We start from the raw sequence: 20,840 nt of genomic DNA, 5'->3' as shown, positions 1-20,840 counted from the left end.
AAGACGCAGAAGGGATTCGCCACCTTCGGCGCGCCGCACTTCCTCCAGCTTATTCCGGAGGTGCTGGGGCGCGCGCTGCGGGCGGTCTGGTGGCAGAAGTGGGGCGTGCACCGGCGCCTGCGGCCGGAGGAGTTCGGCGGGAGGACGTACGTGAAGCTGGCGGGCACGCGCGCGTACCCCATCGACTCCAGCATCACCACGTCGCTCCAGAGCGGCGGGCTGTCGGCGTACTTCGGGGCGGGGAAGCGTTACCCCAACGCGCTGCTGCCGCAGGCTTTCCCCGAGGGCGCGCCGTGCCACCCCGCGTACGGCGCGGGCCACGCCACCGGCTCCGGCGCGATGGCGACGATCCTCAAGGCGCTCTTCGACGAGAACACCCCGATCAAGAACCCGCTCCAGGCGAATTCCGCCGGCACGACGCTGGTGCCGTACCTGGGCCCGGATTCGACGTCGATGACGCTGGGCGGCGAGATCAACAAGATGGCGAGCAACATCTCGCTCTTCCGCAACGCGGGCGGCGTGCACTGGCGCAGTGACCACACCGAGTCGCTGCTGCTGGGCGAGCAGATCGCCATCGCGCTGCTCCAGGAACAGAGCATCGGCTTCAACGAGGACGACGCGTTCTTCGCCTTCACCCGCTTCGACGGGACGAAGGTGCGCATCTACGACGGCGTGGTGGAGCGGGTGTACTGACGCCGCGCCGGGCCGGAAAATGAAGAGCATGGAATGCGGGTCGGTGGATGGACCGCCGTAATGACCCGCAGGTGAAGAGGATCGGGGGTGCGGCTCATTGGCCGCACCCCCGGTGTCTGGAACATCCTCGGCATCCTCGGCATCCGCGGCATACTCGGCGTCCTGACGACGCCGGAAGCCCGCGTCGTTACCGCAGCAGCGGATAGGGGTTCTGCGGTACGCCGCCCCAGTATTTGCGCGGGTCTGTCGTGGTCGACACCTCGAAGTGGAGGTGGTAGTTGCCCGGACCCGCGTCGCCCGTGTTGCCCACGAAGCCCAGCACCTCGCCGCGGTGCAGTGCGCGGCCCTCCGCCATGCCGGGCGCGTAGCGGTCCAGGTGCGCGTAGTAGTAGATGGTGCGCCCGTCGGGCGCCAGCTCGTACAGCGCGGTGCCCCCGCGCACGCTGTCGAACAGCTTCATCACCACTCCGTCGGACGAGGCGAGGACGGGGGTGCCACGCGGGGCCACGATGTCGATGGCGTCGTGCCGCCGGCCCTGGCCGCGCGCCTGCTGGTACGTGTCCACCAGGCTCGCCGCCTTCACGCCCTGCACGGGGATCAAGAGCCGCTGGAGCGCGGGCACGACGGTCGTGGGCGCCGCTGCGGCGGCCGGCGCGCCAACCGGCATCTTCGCTGTGGGCAGGTCCGCCTGCGCCACGCGCACGAACGGCACCTCGGCCGGGGGCGCGGAGGGAGACCCGGCCGCCTGCACGGCTGACGCGGCTGCGGCGGGCGGCGCTGGCGCGGACGGGACGACAGCAGCGGCGGGCGAGAACGCAGACGGCAGCGCGACTGCCTGCATCCGGTGCAGGGTGGCTGGTGCGGCCCAGCCGGTGGCGATCAGCGCCACAAGCATGGACACGGCGCCGGCCATGAACGCCAGCAGGGTCCGGAAGATTCGCATCGTGGCATCGCCCGCGTCGGGATGACCGCCGGAAAGCTTCCCGGCCGGCGCGGGCGCGTACGCGCAGGGCCACAGTCAACCTAACGCCGCAACGCGCTGGGAGCCAACCACTTGCCGCAAACCCCGGAACGTCGGGATCGCCAGGTGCTCGGCGTCCTGAGCGGTCCCGCGTCCCTTTCCGAGGATTCGATGCAACCCGCAATCTCATTCGGCCGAGGAAGACGTCTTGGACGCGAAGCACACCGGAGCGGGTAAGCTACGAGGTGGCGGACTCCGGCGGCGCGGCAACTTCTCGGGCGCCGACGGGCAGCAGATCGCAGTAGGCGAAGCGGTTCTCGCGCAGGACGGTCTCGCCGACGGTGTAGGCAACGGGCGCGCGGAAGCCGGGGCCGTCGGAGACGAATGTGTGGAACTCGCCGCGCTCGCCGCACGGGTCCGCGTCGGCCGGGAGGTCGGCGAGGAGGGCTCGGTCGTACACGCGGCCCGCCAACGCGGCCGAGAGCGCGTGCGTGTCCACGCACACGAGGCGCGCCGCGATCCCGCACGCCAGCACCTCGTCCGCCAGGGCGCGCGAGGGCTCGTCCCATAGCGGGAAGATCGCACCGAAGCCGAGCGTATCCACCAGCTTCTCCCGGTACTCCCGCACGTCGGCCAGGAAGATGTCGCCGAAGGCGAGGCGGCGGACTTCGGGCGTGCGGCGGCGGACCTCGGCGAGGGCGTCGGCCATGGCGAACTCGTAGGCGGCGTTGGAGCTGGCGGGCTGGAGCGTCGCCTTGTGAAGCGGCAGGCCGAGTGCATCCGCCTGGGCGTGCAGCAGCGTACGCCGCACGCCGTGGATGCTCACGCGGTCGTACCCCGCCGTCACCGTCGTCAGCAGGCCAACGACCTGCAGCGCATCGTCGTCCAGCAGCCGGGCGAGTGCGAGCGCGCTGTCCTTCCCTCCGCTCCAGCTCAGCACCACGGGTTCGCGTGTGATCTGCGCCTGCCTTGTCGGATGAGGTGAGTCGTTCTCGAGGCGGACTGAGTCGCCCGAAGATGCCCGAAGCCGTTGCATCTATAGAGAGTCGTCGTCCGGCACGAGCGCGGGACGACAAGTCGGTCGCGGGCGAGGCGTTCCGGATGCGATAAATCGCACCTCTACAACTGCATCGCCGTGCGAGTGGCCGCACCGTTCTGCACGGCGGAATTGTGCGCGGTAGCCTCACGGCGGGCAAGGTTGGACCCACCCCCGCCTGCTCGGCAGGTGCGGGATCGCGGAGATGCCATCTTACCCTCCCCCAGGCAGTTTTGGGGGAGGGTCGGGCGAGCCTAGGCGAGCCCGGGGAGGGGGCCCGCCGTTGCCCCCCTGCGAGGGTTGCCGGTATCTTCCCGCCCATGCCGACCAGCCCTTTGTCGCTCGTGCCGCCCGGGTCGCAGGACCTGCTGGCGGGGGACGTACGCCGCCGCCGCCGCGTGCAGGCCGCGTGGTTCGCCCTGGCGGAAGGGCATGGATACGACGAGGTGATCCCGCCCACGTTCGAGTACGAAGAGGTGTTCACGCGCAGCGCCGGTCCCGGCCTGGGCGCGCGCCTCATCCGCTTCGTGGACCGCGACGGGCGGCTCGTGGCGCTGCGGGCGGACTTCACCAGCGCCATCGCGCGCGTGGTGGCGACGCGGCTCGCGGGGGCGCCGCTGCCGCTGCGGCTGTGCTACGCGGGGAAGGTGTACCGGCAGGAGGCCGAGGGCGGCGGGCGGCGGCGCGAGCTCTTCCAGCTCGGCGCGGAGCTGATCGGCGCGCCGGGGCCCGAGGCGGACGTGGAGATGCTGCGGATGGCCATCGGCACGCTCAAGGCGCTGAGCATCCGCGACTTCCAGATCAACCTGGGCGACATCCGCTTCGTGCGGCCGCTGCTGGCAGGGCTTAACCCCGAGGCGGCGGAGGCGCTGCGCACGGCCATCGACCTGCGCGACCGCGCGGCGCTAGCGGATGGCGCACGGCGGCTGGGCGCGCCCGCGGCCGTGGCGCGCGCGCTGGTGGAGCTGCCGGAGCTGATCGGCCGCGGCGAGGTGCTGCTGCGGGCGCGGTCGCTCGCGTCCGGCGGCGAGGCTGAGGAGGCGATCGAGCGGCTGCGGGCCGTGGACGCGCTGCTCACGCCCGAGGAGCGCGAGCACGTGGTGTACGACCTGGGCGAGATCCGCGGGCTGGGCTACTACACGGGCATCCAGTTCGAGGTGTTCGTGGCGGGCGTAGGCCGCGCGGTGGGCTTCGGCGGGCGGTACGACGCGCTGCTGGCGCTGTACGGCGCGGACCGCCCGGCCGTGGGCTTCGCGCTGGAGACGGACGCGCTGGCCGACCTGCTCGCGGACGGTGAGGCGTGAGCCGCGGCCCGCTGCGAATCGCCCTGCCGAAGGGGCGGATGATGGACGAGGCGCTGCGCCTGTTCGCCGCGCTGGAATCGACCATCGACCCGGCGGTGCGCGAGTCGCGGCGCCTGATCCTGCCGTCCATCGACGGGCGGTTCGAGTTCCTGCCGGTGAAGAACATCGACGTGCCGGTGTACGTGGAGTCCGGCGTGGCCGACGCGGGCGTGGTGGGGCTGGACGTGCTGGTGGAACGCGGGCCGGACGTGCTGCGCCCGCTGGACCTGCGCTTCGGGCCGTGCGGGCTGGCCGTGGCTGCTCCCGCGGGCGCGCCGTACCCGCACCTGCCCGGCGGTGAGACGCCGCGCGTGGCGACGAAGTACGTGGAATCGGCCCGCGCCTTCTTCGCGCGCAAGGGCATGCAGGTGGAGCTGATCCACATCTCCGGATCGGTAGAGATCGCGCCGCTGCTGGGGCTGGCGCACTGGATCGTGGACCTGGTGCAGACGGGCCGCACGCTGGCCGAGAACGGCCTGGTCGTGGTCGAAGAGGTCTCCGCCTCGTCCGCGCGGCTCATCGTGAACCGCGCCAGCCACAAGCTGCGGCTGGAGGAGCACCAGCGCCTCATCGGGCAGCTCGCCGCCGCCGTCGAAGCCGCCGCATCCGCAGATTCCGCCGCGTCTTCGGCCTCTACCAACGGCGGGCAATCGGAAGATGCGCATCTGCCCGCGTCCGCGCTGTCGTCGCAAGAAGTCGCATCCGCCGAGAACGCGTCGGGCGAGCGGGATGCGCGGCGTTCCGCATCTACCGAACGCACTTCGGGAGATGTTGATGCGCCGCAGTCTGCATCTGCCGGACCGGCGTCGGGGGATGGGGGCGCGGGACGTTTCGCATCGGCGGAGAGAGGTTCGGGCGAGGTGGATGCGAGCCGGGCTGGATCTGCGGAATCCGCATCTGGCGGATCCACATCTACCGAACACGACACCGGGGATGCGGGGAGGACGGACGGCGCGTCCGAACGTGCATCCCGGGCGAGAGGCGGGCAGCGGTGCTGACGATTCGTACGCTGCGGTGCGCGCCGCCGTTCGACGAGCTGCGGGCGATGGCGGCAGAGGCGTCGACGGACGATCCGGAGCTGCGGGAGGCGGTCGCGCACATCCTGCGCAACGTGGCGGAGCGCGGCGACGCGGCGGTGGAGGAGTACACGCGCCTGTACGACGGCGTGGACGTGGAGCGCATGGCCGACCTCCGCATCGGCGAGGACGAGCTCGCGGCCGCGGCAACATCGATCGCCCCCGCGCTGCTGGATTCGCTGCGGGCGGCGGCGGCCAGCATCCGCGACTTCCACGAGCGCCAGCGCGAGCACGGCTTCACGGACCTGCACGCGGACGGTTCGCTGCTGGGCCAGCGCGTGATGCCGCTGCGCCGCGTGGGCATCTACGTGCCCGGCGGGCGTGCGGCCTACCCGTCTTCCGTGCTGATGAACGCGATCCCCGCCTCGGTCGCGGGGGTGGACGAGATCGTGATGGTCACGCCCACGCCGCGCGGCGAGATCGTGCCCGTGGTGCTGGCGGCGGCGTACGTGGCCGGCGTAACCGAAGTGATCCGCATCGGCGGGGCGCAGGCGGTGGCGGCGCTGGCGTTCGGCACGCAGAGCATCGAGCGGGTGGACAAGATCGTTGGCCCCGGCAACAAGTGGGTGGCCGAGGCGAAGCGGCAGGTGTTCGGGCGCGTGGACATCGACATGGTGGCCGGGCCCAGCGAGATCCTGGTGATCGCCGACGATACCGCCGACCCGGTGCACGTGGCCGCGGACCTCATCGGCCAGGCGGAGCACGACCCGGACGCCATCGCCTGGCTGGTCACCCCCTCGCCCGAGCTGGCGGAGACGGTGCCGTGGGAGATCGAGCGGCTGCTCGCCCGCAACCCGCGGCGCGACGTGGCGCGGGCCGCCCTGGAGGCCAACGGCGCCATCGTGATCGTGCCGGACCTGGACGCAGCCGCGGCGGCGGCGGACCTGCGCGCGCCGGAGCACCTGGAGCTGCTGGTGGCCGAGCCGCTGGCGCTGGCGGGGCGCATCCGCAACGCGGGCGCCATCTTCCTGGGCAGCCACTCGCCCGAGCCCATGGGCGACTACTTCGCGGGGCCCAACCACGTGCTGCCCACCGGCGGCAGCGCGCGCTTCGCCTCGCCGCTGGGCGTGTACGACTTCCTGAAGCGCACCAGCCTGATCGGCCTCAGCGAGGCCCGCCTGCGCCGCGACGCGCCCCACGTGGTGCGCCTGGCCGAGGCCGAGGGCCTGTTCGGCCACGCCGAGGCGGTGCGCGTGCGCCTGGGCTGGACGGCGGGCGATTCCCCAGATTCCACCATCCCGAACCCGGAGACGACGTGAAGGTCCTCTATTCGATGCTGTGCGAGAACGCCAACGAGCGGCAGGACGGCCGGCTGGACGTGCACGGCGTGTTCACGCAGCTGTACGCGCCCGGCTTCCCGGCGCAGCAGGACACCATGACGCTCATCGTGGTGATGGAGTGGGCCGAGGGCGAGCGCGGCGACATCCCCTTCGCCATCGACCTGCTGGACCCGTCGGGGAGCCCGGTGGGCACCATCAACGGCCAGAGCACGGTGTCCGACGGCCCCGCCTTCGCCGGCCCGCCGCAGACGCGCGTGGTGATGGAGCTGAACGGCGTGGTCTTCCCCGTTCCCGGCGCCTACGAATTCTCGCTGAAGGCTCTGGAGACGCAGACCAGCCTCACCTGGCTGCACCTGATCGAGAACCCTGGGGCGGTGAACTAGCGGCGGCTGGTCGGTGCGGTTTCGGGGATGTGAAGCGGTTGCGGGGAGGGTGTCGCGGCGGAAAGGTGCCCCCTCCCCCGGCCCCTCCCCCGCAAGCGGGAGAGGGGAGAACTGCTTGGGGGATGGTGCGTTAGGGGGCATTCGGGGCTTGGTTCGGGTGATCGACCTCGAAGCTGCGGGGGACGTGTTCTGCATGAGCATTCGGTCTCAATAAGAAGCAGGCTCCCGGCATGATGCTGGGAGCCTGTTTCGTCGTTGGATCGGATTAACACGTGTCGCGGGAGCGTGGCGGGTGAAATCGTACGCTGGCGGCCGACAAGTGTTCTGGTCGCCGCCGTCTCGGCGATCTGCGCGAGCCCTCCTACACCACGGCCACGATGAGCGAAGAATTCCGGGCGCGGCTCAACGCGCACGCACTGACCGCGCTGGAACGGGCCGGGAGGGCGTTCAGCGAGGCGGCGACGCAGCAGTACCTCATCCTCCCGTTCTTCCAGCTTCTCGGGTACGACCCGCTGGACCCGGACGAGATCATCCCCGAGGCCCACGCGTCGTTCTCGGACAAGTTCAAGAACCGGGTCGACTACGCGATCTGCCTGAACAAGGACCCGGTGATCGCGGTGGAGTGCAAGAAGGTCGGCACGCTGGTGGATGCGAACCGCGGTGAGCTGAAGGGCTACTTCAACGCGGTGCCCACGGTGAAGCTGGGCGTGCTGACGGACGGCCTGGTGTACCAGCTCTTCACCGACACGAACCTCGAGAACATGATGGACGACGAGCCGTTCGTCGTCATCGACCTCTCCGAGATCGCGCGCGACCAGGTGGCCGAGCAGGCGCTGGACGCGCTTCTGAAGCTGCGCCGCGGCACCTTCGACCCGGCCGACGTCGGCGCCGACGCGAAGCGGAAGATCTACATGGCCGCGTACGTCGACGCGCTCCGGCGGAACTTCGAGAAGCCCGACGAGCGGCTGGTGCGCGTGCTGATGGACCTCGCGAACATCGACGGACGGCGCACCACGCGGCTGGTGGAGGAGCATTTTCCCATCGTCACGGCGGCCATCCAGCAGGTGCTGGACAAGAAGATCCTGGAGCGTGTGGGTTTCGCCGACCGCGAAGACGTCGTGCGCCTGCGCCCCGAGCAGCAGACGCAGGTGGTTCCCGAGATTCCGCAGCCCGAGATGCCGCCCGTGGTGATGAACGGCAACGACGCGGGCGTGGTGACTACGGAGACGGAGTTGGCGGTCTACGACTACGTCCGCGTCCGCCTTCCGTTCCTCATCGGCCCGGACGAGGAGATGTACGGCAAGCTCGCACACCTTCGGCCGATGGACTACAAGACGGTGTTCTCGGTCTACTACAAGCAGGAGCGGAAAGGGAAGCTCTTCAACTTTCGCGAGGGCACCGCGCCCAAGTACCGCTTCGAGTTCCTCACGCAGGACACCACGATCAACACCGACGATCTCCGCGAGATCGACCAGGCCCTGCTCGCCGCCTTCCAGAAGCGCGTGGAAGAGCTCGGGTGAGCCGGCGCGAAGGTTTCCTACACGAAGCAGGCTCCCGGCGGAAGCGCTGGGAGCCTGTTGCTGCTTCGAGACTCTGCCGGCGACCTGAAGCTATCGCCGCGAACGCTCATATACCTACTGAAGCGTGAATACAATCCGTGAATTGAAGGTGTGTTCTTCTTACGAACTCAGCGGTTCAACAGACGATTTCGATTAAGGATTAAGACGCTTTCCAACGGTTCCCATGTGATTCTTATGTTGTCAAGGTAAGCGACCTTTTTAAACGGTAGAATACCTGTAGCCAAAATTTTTTTTCATCCCAATAGCGGCGAAGGGCGCGGTAACCGCCTTCCGCCATCCTGGAAACCAGCGAGGATGCTACGTTCACGAAGAACGTATTCCACCAATCTACCATAGGTCCTCAATAAACGAGGGTTCGATGCCACCCCTGCAGCCGATTGCACCAAGCATCTAATGTGCCGCTCGACAACGGATTGCGACGTCTCTGTCCATCTTGCGGTGTAAACGTCTGCGCGAGGGCGGCGAACGTTCTTCGCGTCAGAGCTGCGGGGCGGAGGCGCCGGCGATGAGCCAGCGGTAGATCCAGCCGGCGGCATCGGAGGGGGCGAGGGGGCGGGCGAAGAGGAAGCCCTGGCCCAGCACGCAGCCGTACTTGAGAAGCTGCTCGCGCTGCTCGGGCGTCTCCACGCCCTCGGCGACGGTGTTGATGCCCAGGCTGTTGGCCAGCGCCACGATGCTGCCCACGATGGTGGCGGCGCGCGAGCGCGGGCCCAGGCGGCTCACGAACGAGCGGTCGATCTTGAGCGTGTCGATGGGGAACTGGTGCAGGTAGCTGAGCGACGAGTACCCGGTCCCGAAGTCGTCCATGGAGATGCGCACGCCCAGGTCGCGCAGGCCCTTGAGCGACTGCGCGACCGACTCCACGTTCTGCGCCAGCACGCTCTCGGTGATCTCCAGGTTCACGCAGCCCGGGGGCACGCCCGTCTCCGCGAGCACGGCCGCGACCTCGTCCACCAGCCCGGGCGCGGCGAACTGCTTGGCCGAGACGTTGACGGACACCGTGAGCGGCGGGAAGACGGGGAAGCGCTGCTGCCACTCGGCCACCTGCGCGCAGGCCATGCGCAGCACGCGGGCGCCCAGCGGCACGATCAGGCCCGTCTCCTCGGCCAGGGGGATGAACTCGTCCGGAGCCAGGGTGCCGCGCTCCGGGTGCTCCCAGCGCACCAGCGCCTCGAAGCCCGCCAGCGCGCCGCTCGCGAGCGAGACTACGGGCTGGAAGGCCAGCGCCAGCTCGTCGTGCTCGATGGCGCGGCGAAGGTCGGCCTCCAGCTGCAGCCGGGTGGCCATCCGCGCCTGCATCTGCGGATCGAAGGTCTCCACGCGGCCGGGGCCGCGGCGCTTGGCGCGGTAGGCGGCGGACTCGGCGTTGCGCAGGAGGTCGTCGGGCTCGATGCCGGCGGGCGTGTTGGTGGCGATGCCGATGGAGAAGGTGGGCGTCACGGTCCACTCGCGTACGCGCACGGGGGCGGCGACCTCGGCCTGGATGCGGCCGGCCACGCGCATGGCGTCGCCGGCGTCCTGCACGTCCTCGAGCAGCACCATGAACTCGTCGCCGCCCATGCGCGCGGCGGTGTCGCTGGCCCGCAGCACCTGCCGGAGGCGGCCGGCTACGGTGCGCAGCACCTCGTCGCCCACGGCGTGGCCCATGGCCGCGTTCACCGCCTTGAGCCGGTCGAAGTCCAGCGCCAGCACCGCCAGGCGCGCCCCGTTCCGCCGGCAGCGCAGCACGGACTGGCGCACACGCTCCTCGAACAGGGTGCGGTTGGCGAGGTCGGTCATGGCGTCGTGCAGGCCGCCACGGCGCAGGCGCTCTTCCTCGCACTGCCGGGCGGTCACGTCGCTGAGCGTGCCCACCAGCCGGGTGGCCACGCCTTCCGGCCGGGGGACGGCGGTGGCGCGCAGGCCGATCCACCGCACGGTGCCGGCCTCGCCGTCCAGGCGCAGCGTGCACTCGAAGGCGGGCGTGCGCCCGTCGGCATGGGCGCGGATCTGGCCGCGCACGGGCTCGCAGCTGCGCGGGGCCAGTCGCTCCAGCCATGCGGCGAACGCCTCGGCGGGCGCGGGCGCGGCGGAGCCGAGCAGCGCGGCGGCCTCGGGCGAGACGCGCACGGCGTCGGTGTCCAGGTCCAGCTCCCAGAAGGCGGCGCGCGCGCCCCACAGCGCCAGCCCGTGCTCCTCGGCCGCACCGGGCTCGGAGCCGCCGGCGGCGTCCGCGGTGACGTCGGTGAAGGTCCACACGCGTCCGTCCACCCGCCCGCCGGCCAGCTGCGGGCGCGACTCGCAGCGCAGCATGCGGCCGTCGCGCAGGCGCACGCGGTCGCTGGTGCCCGCCTCGGGGTGCGCGAAGATCTCGGTGGCGCGGCGCAGCATGCCGCCCGCGTCGGCCGCGGCGCCGGAGAGCGAGCGCAGCAGCACCTCTATGCCGTCGCCTTCGGCCGCCTGGGCGCCGGGCCACAGCTCGCGGAAGCCGCGGTTCACGGCGCGCACGGTGCCGTCGGCGCGCGTGAGCACCAGGCCCAGCGGCACCGCGTCGAGCGCGGCGGCCAGGTCCGCGTCGGCGGGCGAGGCGGGCAGGAGCGGCACGGCGACGCCTACGCCGGCGGCGCGTGACTGCACGGTGGAGCGCTTGGGCACGGGGGCTTGTCGGCGGATTCGGGAAAGGGCGGGCAGGACCAACAATTTGCCCGTTAGAGAGCGTGGACGCAACACCTTTCTGCCCCCCGCTCGCAATCCGCCCATGCGATCCGGCGCGGCGCCGCGCATCTTCCGGCGCGCTCGCATGAGGCCGGCTCATCGAATCCCTTCCCGCCAGCATGCGTTGGATGATGTGCCTCCTCCGATCGAGGCCGGCCGCGACCGTGCCCCATCGGACCTCGCCTCCCTTCGATCATCGTCCCTCTTCCGAGATGGAATCGGGAGATCGGAGGAGGCCCCGCATCTTCCGAATCGCCCGGCGGGGCGGATGAACGACGGGCTCTCCGCGTGTGGCGGGGAGCCCGTCTCTCGTACATCTCCGGAAAAGGCGAAGGCGTCAGTTCACGGGCCTGGAATGGTCCTCGGCGTCGCGGCTCCAGAGGAGGATCACGCCGCAGCGCGAGCCGCGGTACTCCGGCGGGATCTCGGAGAGGCCGCGGTACACCTCCACGGCCTTGATGCCGGTGAGGATGTTGGCGTCGATGTCGTTGCCCTCGTACGGGGACCCGCTCTGCACCTCCACGCCGTCCAGGTACACGGACATGAAGCAGCCCAGCCGCATTCCCTCGCCGCCGCGCGTGGGCTGAACGCGGTGCTCCTTGGGCGGCGTGTACGCCTTGATGCGGCGCGGCGGGGGCTGGTACTCGATGACGCGGACGCCCGGCACGGTGCGCAGAAGGCTGCTGAGCGGCGAGCCCCGGTACTGGTCCACCTTCTCGGGCGTGATGAAGACGCCCGCGCCCTGGCGCTGCCGCGCGACGAAGCCCACGGACTCCAGGCTGCCGCGCCGCGCGGTGGCGTGTACGGCGGCCAGGCGCACGGGGCTGCGGAGCACGGCCACCAGCGAGCCGCCGTCGCCGCGGGCGGGCAGGCGCAGCTCCAGCTCCGGCCCGTCGTCGCCGATGGCCGCCGTCACCGTCCGCTGCCCGAAGTCCGAATGCGCCACGGTTACGGCGTACGTGCCTGCTGGAACGCGGGGGAAGACGAAGCCGCCCGCCGCGTCGGTGGTGCGCGGCGCGAGCGCGGAGCCCAGCCGCACCGTGGCGCCGGCGACCGGCCGGCCCGTGGCGGAGGCGACCACGCGCCCGTGCAGCGGCAGCCCCGCGGCGCCCGCCGTCCGCCCGGACGCTCCGTCCGTAGCCGCCAGCCGCGGCGGAAGCGCGAAGTCCTGCTGCACCGGCGCGCCCTGCGCCAGCCGCACGTCCGCCACCGCCATCGACACGCCCTGCGCCGTCATCCGCAGGCCGAGGGGAACGCCGACGGGGCCGCCGCACAGCCGGTAGATGCCGCGGTAGTCGGACTCCGCCACGCGCTCGCCGCCGGGCCAGGTGGCGGTGACGCTCGCGCCCACCACCGGCGCGGCGGAGTCGCCGCGGACCAGGCCGACGAGCGTCCCGCCGATCGCCGCGCTGTCGCCGCAGCCCACGGCCAGCAGTCGCGGCATGGACGGAATCGCGAGATCCTGGCGCACCGCCGTCCTGCCGGCGACGGTCACGCGCACCGGGAGCGGCGCGTACCGAAGCGTGTCCAGCCGGGGGCCGCTGAAGGTGAGCGAGTACGTGCCGTCCGGCAGCTCCGGCATCTCGTAGCGCCCGGCGGCGTCGGTGCTGGCGGCGTACGCCGTGCCTTCCGCGCGCACGGTGGCGCCGGCGAGCGGGGCGGCGCGGGTGCTGTCGAAGACGGTGCCGGAGAGGCGGGCGCCGGCCGCGCGCGCTCCGCCCTCCATCGCCACGGGCTGCCCGAAGCGGGTGAAGAGCGCGGTCACCTCGCCGCCGTCCTCGGCCAGGAAGGCGACCGTCTCGGTGCGGGTGCGCTCCCGCAGCCCCTCGCCGCCGATGGTGTGGCGCTCGCTGAACTTCAGCCGCTCGGCCGTTAGCACGGGCATGCGGATGCGCCAGCGGCTGATGATCCACGTCCCCGCGGGCAGCCGGCGGAACTCCATCGACCCGCCCGCCTCGTCCGACGGGCGGCGGACGCCCACGCCCGTGTACTGGTACTCCAGCTTCCGCAGCTCGGCCGTGCGCCGGTCCAGCCAAAGCGTGCCGCGCACGTCCGGCAGCCGCCGCTCGCGGGTGGGCTCGAACGCCAGGCCGATCTGCCCCTCGCGGCCGGGGGGCGGGTCCTGGAGGCGGAAGCAGTGCTGGTCCAGGAAGGTGGGCGAGAGCAGCGCAGCCGCGTCGGGCGCGTAGAAGATGAGCGTGTCGCCGGCGGAGTGCACGTAGCCCTCGGCGGCGAGGCGGGCCACGGGCAGGGTGACGAACGGGTCGCCGTGCTGCCCGGTGAGGGTGTCGATGACGGCGTGGCGCACCACGCGGGTGTGGGCGTCCAGCTCGGTGCGGAAGTGCTGGGCGGTGTAGCGGTACGTGCCGGTCTCGCTGGTGGCCCGTGCGTTCTGGAGCGCCTTGCGCGCCTCTTCCCACAGCACGGCGGCCTGCATGCCCGCTCCGGGCCGCACCACGCAGCGCGAGCCCTCGGACCGGGCGGTGATGGCGTCCAGCATCACGCGCTGGGTGCCCGCCACCAGCCGGTACTCGGTGACGCGCCCCGCGGCCAGCGACAGCGGCGGCGACGTGGTGGGCGCGAAGCCGATGCGCTCGCCCCGCAGCGTGTACGTGCCGTCCGCGCCCGCCCGAAGCTCGTACGCGCCGGACGCGTCGGTGTGGCCGGACGCCGCCTCGTGCCCGTCGGCGTCCCGGAGGACGACGCGGCCGCCCGCCACGGGCTCGCCGGTGGCGTGGTCCACGAAGGTGCCGCAGACCGTCTGCGCTGCTGCGGCGGCGGGAAGGAGGAGCAGGAGCGCGAGGAGGGTGGCGATGCGAGGGGTCATGCGGTGCTCCGGCTGTGGATGTTGCCAGGGGAAGCCCTTCCATCTACTGAATGCGCCGGCCCGGCCGCATTCTGACGCGTCCTGCTCCACTTGTTTCCATAGATGCGGGAGATGCGAGCGTGGCGATCCCCGCATCGTCGATCAAACCGAAAACGGGCCTCACGCGGAGACGCGGAGGACGCGGAGAAAAGCAGGAGGAGCGGTGTGTTCTCCGCGTCTTCGCGCCTCCGCGTGATCCAGCCGTTGGGGGGCGGCGCGATGGACGTCCGATGCGCATCCGACGTCCCTCTCCCGGAACGACCACCCGCCCGGTCAGTGCGAGGCCGAGGCGGCGGCGCGGTCGTCTTCGCCGGTCTTGGTCCAGAGGACGACGACGCCGCAGAGCGAGCGGGTGCCGCGGAACTGGGTGGGGATCTCGGACATGCTGCGGTAGACCTCGACGGCCTTGATGTTCGCGAGCAGGTTGGCGTCCACGTCGTGCCCCTCTTCGGGTGAACCGTCGAGGATGAGGACGCCGTCCATGAACACCGACATGAAGCAGCCGGGGTTGCCGGCCGCGTCGCCGCCGCCGCGCGTGGGCTGGATGCGGTGCTCCAGCATGGGCCTGCCTCGCCGCAGCGTCGACGGCGGATAGTAGTCGACCACGCGCACGCCGGGGATGTAGCGGAAGATGCTGCTGAGCGGCGCGTTGCCGTGCCTCTCCAGGTCCGCGCCCGAGATGAAGCTGCCGATGCCCAGCCGCTTGCGCTGCTCGAAGCCCACCTGCGCCAGCGTGCCCCGCACGGCGGCGCGGGCGGTCAGCGCGGCCAGGCGCACGGGGCTGCGAACCACCGCCAGCAGCGACGCGCCCCCGCCCGCCGGCACGCGAAGCTCCAGCTCCGGCCCATCGGCGCCGATCACCGCCGGCACCGTGCGCGTGCCCAGCTGCGGGTCCGCCACCGTGACGAGATACGTGCCCGCGGCCACGCGCGGGAACGTCGCCCCGCCCCGCGCATCCGTCGTCTGCGGCGCCAGCGCGGAGCCCAGCCGCACCGTCGCGCCGGAGAGCGGCTGCCCCGTCTCCGCCGCGGTCACGCGGACGTGGAGCGGGATGCCCGCGGCCGGGGCGGGAGCCTGCGCGGCGGATGCGAGGAGCGGACGGGGGACGAGGAAGTCCTGGAGCGACGGCCGGTCCGCCGCCAGCCGCAGGGCAGAGACGGACATCGTGGTCCCCTGCGTCGCCAGGCGGACGGTGACCGGGACGCCGGACGGCGCGCCGCACAGCCGGTAGACGCCGCGGAAGTCGGAGATGGCCATCCGCTCGCCGGCCGGCGTGCCGCCCGCTGCCTCCCACGCCGCGGTGACGTGCGCGCCCACGACGGGCTCGCCGGTGGAGTCCGCGCGGACGCTTCCGGCGAGGACCGCGCCGACGTTCACGCTGTCGCCGCAGCCAGCGGCCAGGACGCGCGCCATGCCGGGCACCGCCAGGTCCTGCCGCGTGGTCGCGCCCCGCGCCAGCGACACGCGCACCGGCTGGGGCGCGTAGCCGAGCGAGTCCAGCCGCGGGCCGGAGAAGGTGACGTTGAACGTGCCGTCCGGCAGGTCGCGGAAGGTGAAGCGCCCGGCGGAGTCCGCATCTGCCGTGTACTGCGTTCCGTCGATGCGCACCTTCGCGCCGCGGAGAGGCACGGAGCGCGTGCTGTCGAAGACGACGCCGGCAAGCTGGGCGCCGGCCGTGACGGAGACGGGCGCGCCGCCGCGGGTGTAGATGGCCGTCAGCTCGCCGCCCTGCTCCTGGTAGCCGATGAGCCGGTACGCCGGCAGGCGCGCCACGTCCAGCGGCGTGCTCCCGGCGCGCTTGGCGTCCGGCGGCGCGGGGGTCACGAGCGGCATGCGGATGCGCCAGCGGCTCACGATCCAGCTCCCGCTGGGCAGCCGGCGGAAGTCCATCTCCCCGCCCGCCTCGTCGGCCGTGCGCAGCGGCGCGTTGGCGTACGCGTACTCCATCCTCCGCAGCTCCGCCGTCTGCCGGTCGATCCACAGCGTGCCCTGCACGTCCGGCAGCCTGCGGTCGCGCACCGGCTCGAACGCCAGGCCGATGAGCGCCTCCTGGCCCGCGGGCGGCGCCTTGACGCGGAAGCAGTGCTGGTCCAGAAACTCGTCAGACAGCAGCGCGCCCGCGTCGGGCGCGCGGAAGTCCAGCGTGTCGCCGTCGGTGACCACGTAGCCTTCCTCGGCGAGCCGCGCGCCCGGCACGCTCACGTACGGGTTGCCGCTCATCCCCCGCGTAGTGTCCACCTTCGCGGAGACCACGGCGCCGGTGCGCGGGTCCAGCCTGCGGTCCACCCGCTGCGCCGTGTACTGGTAGAGCCGCGCCTGGGCGGTGGCCTTCGCGTTCAGCAGCGCCTTGCGCGCCTCCTCCCACAGCGTCGCCGTCTGCCGCCCCTCGGCCGGGCGCGTCTCGCAGCGGGCGCCGGCCTGCACGGTGATGGCGGCCAGCATCACGCGCTGCGAGCTGCCCACCAGGCGGAACGTGGCCGTCTCGCCGGGCGAGAGCGACAGGGCGGGGGAGAGCGTGGGCGCGAAGCCGATGCGGTCGCCGCGCAGCGTGTACGTGCCGGCCGCGGGCGCCTTCACCTCGAATGCGCCGCCCGCGTCGGTGTTGGTGGACGCCGCCGCCGTACCGTCCGGCGCGCGGAGCGTGACGTGCGCGCCGCGGATGGGCTCGCCCGTGTCGTGGTCCACGAACGTGCCCCGCACCACCTGCGCGCGCAGCACTGCGGGCGAAGCGAGGAGCAGGGCGATGCAGAGCACGTAGGGGCGGGTCGTCATGCGGACATCTCCAGGGACTGCAATGGGCTGGACGGGCGGGATCGTTCGTGCTTCGGATGAGGCGTCGCGGCGGGGAGGGTGCCCCCTCCCCCGGCCCCTCCCCCGCAAGCGGGAGAGGGGAGAACTGCTTGCAGGCGTGTGGTTTAGCTAGTGTCCGGGGCCAAGTCGCGGCGGCCGGATTCCCTCACGAGACGCGCAAAACCCGCCTCCACCGTGATTTGGCTCCCCTCCCCCAGGCAGTTTTGGGGAGGGGCTGGGGGAGGGGGCCTCGCCGTTACCTCGCCGCCGTCCGGTCGTTCCGCGCGTCGTCCACCTTGGTCCAGAGCAGCACCGCGCCGCAGCCGTTCATCGACAGGCGGTACTGCGGGGGGACGCGGCTGGCGCCGCTGTACACTTCGATGGCGGCGATGTCGTCCAGGATGTTGGCGTCGATGTCCTGCCCCACGCGCTGGGAGCCGTCCTGGATCATCACCCCGTCCAGGAACACGGCCAGGAAGCACTGCGCTCCCCGAATGTCCTCCGCCGCCCCGCTCTCCGAGGTGTGGCGGTGGTCGGCGGTGTCGCGCTGCGCGCCGGTGCCCAGCGGCACGCCCAACGACGCGCCGCGGCTGGGGAGGATGCGGTGCTCCGGCGGAAAGCTCACGTTGCGCAGCGACGGCGGGTTCCACAGCACCACGCGCACGCCGGGCACCCCGCGCATGGCCGTGCTGAGCGGCGCGCCGTGGTGCCGCTCCAGCGCGTCGCCGTCCATGAAGAAGCCGATGCCCTGCTTCTTCCGGTCCTCGTAGCCCACCCGCTGCAGGCCGCCGCGTGCCGCCGTGGCGCGGATGGCGGCCAGCCGCACCGGGCTGCGGACGACGGCGACGAGCGACGACTCGGCGCCGCCCATCCGCAGCTCCATCTCCGGCCCGTCGCCGCCCAGCACGGCGGCCACGGTGCGCGTTCCCAGGCGCGGGTGCGCGACCGTCACGGCATACGTGCCCGCCGCCACTCGCGGGAAGGTCGCCCCGCCGCGCGCGTCCGTCGTCTGCGGCGCGAGCGCGGAGCCCAGTCGCACGGTAGCGCCGGCGACCGGCTGCCCGTCCGCTCCCAATACGCGGACATGGATGGGGGATGCGGTGGATGTCGCGCTCGAGAGCACCGCGGACGCCATCAGCGGGCTGGGGACGATGAAGTCGCGCAGCATGGGGCTTCCGGCGGAGAGGCGCAGGTCCGAGACGGAGATGCCGGTGCCGCCGCTCGCCAGCCGCACCGCCACGGGCACGTCCGCGGGCGCCCCGCAGATGCGGTAGACGCCGCGATAGTCCGCCAACGCGGTCCGCTCGCCCGTGGGCACGCCGCCGGACGCTTGCCACGACGCCGTCACGCGCGCACCCACGACGGGAGCGCCGCCGGAGTCCGCGCGAACCACGCCGACGAGCATCCCTCCGGCGGATGCGCTGTCGCCACAGCCGGCGGCGAGCACGCTCCGCATCCCCGGCACCGCCAGGTCCTGCCGCGTCGTCGCGCCGCGCGTGAGCGAGACGCGCACGGGTGCGGGTGCGAAGTGCAGCGAGTCCAGCCGCGCGCTGGCGAAGCTCACCGAATACGCGCCGTCCGGCAGGTCGCGGAAGGCGTAGCGGCCGGCAGAGTCCGCATCCACCGTGTACTGCGTTCCTTCCAGCCGCACGCGGGCGCCGCGCACGGGCAGCGCGAGCGTGCTGTCGAAGACCACGCCCGCGAGCTGCGCCCCCGCCGTCACGGAGACGGGCGCGCCGTTGCGGGTGTAGATGGCGGTGACCTCGCCGCCCTGCTCGGCGTACGCCAGCAGCCGGTACGCGGGAGCGCGGGCCACGTCCAGCGGCGAGCTTCCGGCGCGCTTCGCGTCGGGCGCGGCGGCGGTCACCAGCGGCATGCGGATGCGCCAGCGGCTCACGATCCAGCTCCCGTTGGGCAGCCGGCGGAAATCCATCTCCCCGCCCGCCTCGTCGGCCGTGCGGAGCGGCGCGTTGGTGTAGCCGTACTCCATCCGCCGCAGCTCCGCCGTCTGCCGGTCCAGCCACAGTGTGCCGGCCACGTCCGGCAGCCGCCTGTCGCGCACGGGCTGGAACGCCAGTCCGATCTCCCCTTCGTGCCCCGCGGGCGGCGCGACGAGGCGGAAGCAGTGCTGGTCCAGGAAGTCGTCCGAGAGCAGGGCCGCCGCGTCGGGCGCGCGGAAGTCCAGCGAGTCGCCGTCGGTCACCACGTAGCCTTCGCGGCTCAGCCGTTCGTGCGGGACGGTGACGAACGGATTGCCGCTCATCCCCCGCATCGTGTCGACCCGCGCGGTCTGGACCACGCGCGTGTGCGGCTCCAGCTCGCGGCGCGTGCGCTCGGCCGTGTACTGGTAGAGGCGCGCCTGGGCCGTCGCCTGCGCGTTGACCAGCGCCTTTCTCGCTTCGCCCCACACCACGCCCGTCTGCTGCCCGTCGCCCGGCCGGGTCTCGCAGCGCTGGCCGGCGGCCTGGACGGTGATGGCGGCCAGCATCACCCGGGCCGCGCCGCCCACCAGCCGGTATCGCACCGTCTCGCCCGGGCCCAGCGCCAGCGCGGCCGACGTCGTGGTCGCGAAGCCGATGCGCTCGCCCCGCAGCGTGTACGTGCCCGCGGCCGGCGCGTGAATCTCGAACGTGCCGTCCGCGCCCGTGTTGGCCGAGGCGGCCTCGCGGCCGGCCGGGTCGCGCAGCACCACGTGCCCGCCGGCCACGGGCTCGCCCGTGTCATGGTCCACGAAGGTGCCGCGCACGGCCTGCGCGTGCAGCGCGGCGCTCGCAAGGAGCAGGGGGAGCACGGCGAGGACGGTGCGTGTGCGCATAGAGGACGGGGGGAAGATAGGTTGGCAGGGTTTCGGACGACCGCTCGATAGGCATCTACGGAAAGGCACCAACACACAACGCGCCCCCGCGGCACCGTCTGACGGCGCGCGCGCGAGCGGCCCAAAGGAGCAGCAGGCGCGGACGACGAGTCCGCGCCGGAGCGCTCACGGATGTCCGATCCGCAGCTCCGGCGCGGTGTGCATCACCTCGCCTCTCAGCATGTAGAACCGCTCCTCCTGCGTGGTCCGGCCGTCCACGCTGGCGCTCACGATGACGTTCGCCTGGCGTGGGAGGCCGCAGACGCGCCACGCGCCCAGCTCGCCGGTGGTGACCTCGATGTGCTCGTCGTCGTGCTTCACCACCACGGGCGGCGCGGCCACGCCGGGGATGTGGTCCCCGCCGCGCACGCTCTGCTGGTTGAGGATGGCCCAGCGGCGCCACGCCACGCGCACCTTCGCGTCCGGCACCGGCCGCCCCGCCGCGTCGCGCACCACGCCCACGAGCGTGGTCACCGTCGTATCGCCCGCCACGCGCCCGTCGCTGTCCGGCGGGCAGACGATGGCGACCACGCCCCACGGGCTGGGCACGACGAGCTGCACGTCGGTCGTCTCGCCGCGCTCCAGCTCCACGAACTGCGGCGGCAGCGGGTACGCCAGCTCCGTCAGGCGCGGGTGCTCCATCTTCACCATGTACCGGCCGTCCATCGCCTCCATGGTGAACCGCCCGTCGCTGTCCGTGACGGCCGCGTACTGCGTGCCCATCAGCGAGATGCGCGCGTGTGCCAGCGGTTTCGCCTGCCCGCTGTCGTACACCACGCCGCGCAGCACCGCCGCCTGGGCATGCGCCGTCCCGCATCTCCCCAGCGCCTGTGCCGTCACGAACGCCGGGAGAGCCAGCACGAGCGCGCGAAGGAAGATGCGGGAACGAGAAGACATGGGGCCTCGGGTGCGATGGAACCGGGTCGGGCGAGCGGAGATCCACAGCGGCGGAGGTGCCGCGCCGCCCGTCTCATGCAAACGGACGGCGGTGTCACCGTCTGACCCGCCGCGCGGAAGAGGCCCGGACGTGCGTGGGGGGCGGTGTGGGCGCGGTTCGCCATTCAGCGCTTCCGCGTTTACCGGAGATGTGTCGCATGCGGAAAGGTGCCCCCTCCCCCGGCCCCTCCCCCGCAAGCGGGAGAGGGGAGAACTGCTTGCGGGCGTTGGTGTTAGGGCGATGCTGACGAGGAGGTGCTTAGCGGCCAAGGTCGCGAGCTCGGCTCTCGCTCAGCAGTCCAACCCTGCTTCGACGTGCGCCTGCGATCTCCGCATCGCACGACATCG

The 20,840-nt window shown here is 72.3% G+C and carries 13 protein-coding genes; 6 read left to right on the top strand and 7 right to left on the bottom strand.

What is annotated here, in order from left to right; all coding sequences use genetic code 11:
- The coding region (locus tag VFE05_13565) for a vanadium-dependent haloperoxidase (GenBank protein HET6231096.1) at window positions 1-693 on the top strand (693 nt) is incomplete at its 5' end.
- A gap of 187 nt (window positions 694-880) precedes the next feature.
- Here the strand turns inward: VFE05_13565 and VFE05_13560 are convergent.
- Both VFE05_13560 and VFE05_13555 read right to left on the bottom strand, forming a co-directional pair.
- Window positions 881-1,636 carry a M23 family metallopeptidase gene (locus VFE05_13560; protein ID HET6231095.1) on the bottom strand — a complete coding sequence of 252 codons (756 nt, stop codon included), beginning with the start codon at window positions 1,634-1,636 and terminating at the stop codon, window positions 881-883.
- Window positions 1,637-1,892: 256 nt separating this feature from the next.
- Entirely contained in the window at window positions 1,893-2,597 is a 705-nt protein-coding gene (locus VFE05_13555; protein HET6231094.1) for a hypothetical protein, read from the bottom strand.
- A gap of 413 nt (window positions 2,598-3,010) precedes the next feature.
- Here VFE05_13555 and hisZ point away from each other — a divergent pair, with 413 nt between their 5' ends.
- The 5 genes from hisZ to VFE05_13530 all read left to right on the top strand — a co-directional run bounded on the left by hisZ (window position 3,011) and on the right by VFE05_13530 (window position 8,292).
- Window positions 3,011-3,994, top strand: a complete 984-nt coding sequence (gene hisZ, locus VFE05_13550; protein HET6231093.1) for an ATP phosphoribosyltransferase regulatory subunit — start codon at window positions 3,011-3,013, stop codon at window positions 3,992-3,994.
- Window positions 3,991-5,031, top strand: coding sequence for an ATP phosphoribosyltransferase (hisG, locus tag VFE05_13545; GenBank protein HET6231092.1), 1,041 nt, complete (start codon window positions 3,991-3,993; stop codon window positions 5,029-5,031). Before hisZ ends, hisG begins: the two co-directional genes overlap by 4 nt.
- Window positions 5,025-6,368 carry a histidinol dehydrogenase gene (hisD, locus tag VFE05_13540; protein HET6231091.1) on the top strand — a complete coding sequence of 448 codons (1,344 nt, stop codon included), beginning with the start codon at window positions 5,025-5,027 and terminating at the stop codon, window positions 6,366-6,368. Before hisG ends, hisD begins: the two co-directional genes overlap by 7 nt.
- Window positions 6,365-6,772: a hypothetical protein gene (locus tag VFE05_13535; GenBank protein HET6231090.1), complete on the top strand. Its 408-nt coding sequence runs from the start codon at window positions 6,365-6,367 to the stop codon at window positions 6,770-6,772. Before hisD ends, VFE05_13535 begins: the two co-directional genes overlap by 4 nt.
- Before the next feature lie 377 nt (window positions 6,773-7,149).
- Window positions 7,150-8,292 carry a type I restriction endonuclease gene (locus VFE05_13530; GenBank protein HET6231089.1) on the top strand — a complete coding sequence of 381 codons (1,143 nt, stop codon included), beginning with the start codon at window positions 7,150-7,152 and terminating at the stop codon, window positions 8,290-8,292.
- 537 nt (window positions 8,293-8,829) lie between these two features.
- Here VFE05_13530 and VFE05_13525 read toward each other — a convergent pair.
- The 5 genes from VFE05_13525 to VFE05_13505 form a co-directional block, all read right to left on the bottom strand.
- Window positions 8,830-10,986 (bottom strand): EAL domain-containing protein, encoded by a 2,157-nt coding sequence (locus VFE05_13525; GenBank protein ID HET6231088.1) that lies wholly within the window; start codon window positions 10,984-10,986, stop codon window positions 8,830-8,832.
- Window positions 10,987-11,383: 397 nt separating this feature from the next.
- The gene (locus VFE05_13520) at window positions 11,384-13,873 is read right to left on the bottom strand and encodes a carboxypeptidase regulatory-like domain-containing protein (protein ID HET6231087.1); all 2,490 of its coding nucleotides are present in this window, start codon (window positions 13,871-13,873) and stop codon (window positions 11,384-11,386) included.
- A 312-nt stretch (window positions 13,874-14,185) separates the two neighbouring features.
- Window positions 14,186-16,684: a carboxypeptidase regulatory-like domain-containing protein gene (locus VFE05_13515; GenBank protein HET6231086.1), complete on the bottom strand. Its 2,499-nt coding sequence runs from the start codon at window positions 16,682-16,684 to the stop codon at window positions 14,186-14,188.
- Between the two features lie 274 nt (window positions 16,685-16,958).
- Complete coding sequence (locus tag VFE05_13510; GenBank protein ID HET6231085.1) at window positions 16,959-19,517, bottom strand: carboxypeptidase-like regulatory domain-containing protein; 2,559 nt, start codon at window positions 19,515-19,517, stop codon at window positions 16,959-16,961.
- Window positions 19,518-19,682: 165 nt separating this feature from the next.
- The gene (locus VFE05_13505) at window positions 19,683-20,453 is read right to left on the bottom strand and encodes a carboxypeptidase regulatory-like domain-containing protein (protein HET6231084.1); all 771 of its coding nucleotides are present in this window, start codon (window positions 20,451-20,453) and stop codon (window positions 19,683-19,685) included.
- Window positions 20,454-20,840 lie beyond the last annotated feature (387 nt).

Source organism: Longimicrobiaceae bacterium, assembly GCA_035696245.1.
In the GTDB taxonomy this organism is placed as follows: domain Bacteria; phylum Gemmatimonadota; class Gemmatimonadetes; order Longimicrobiales; family Longimicrobiaceae; genus DASRQW01.
This window is presented reverse-complemented; position numbering and strand designations above follow the sequence as displayed.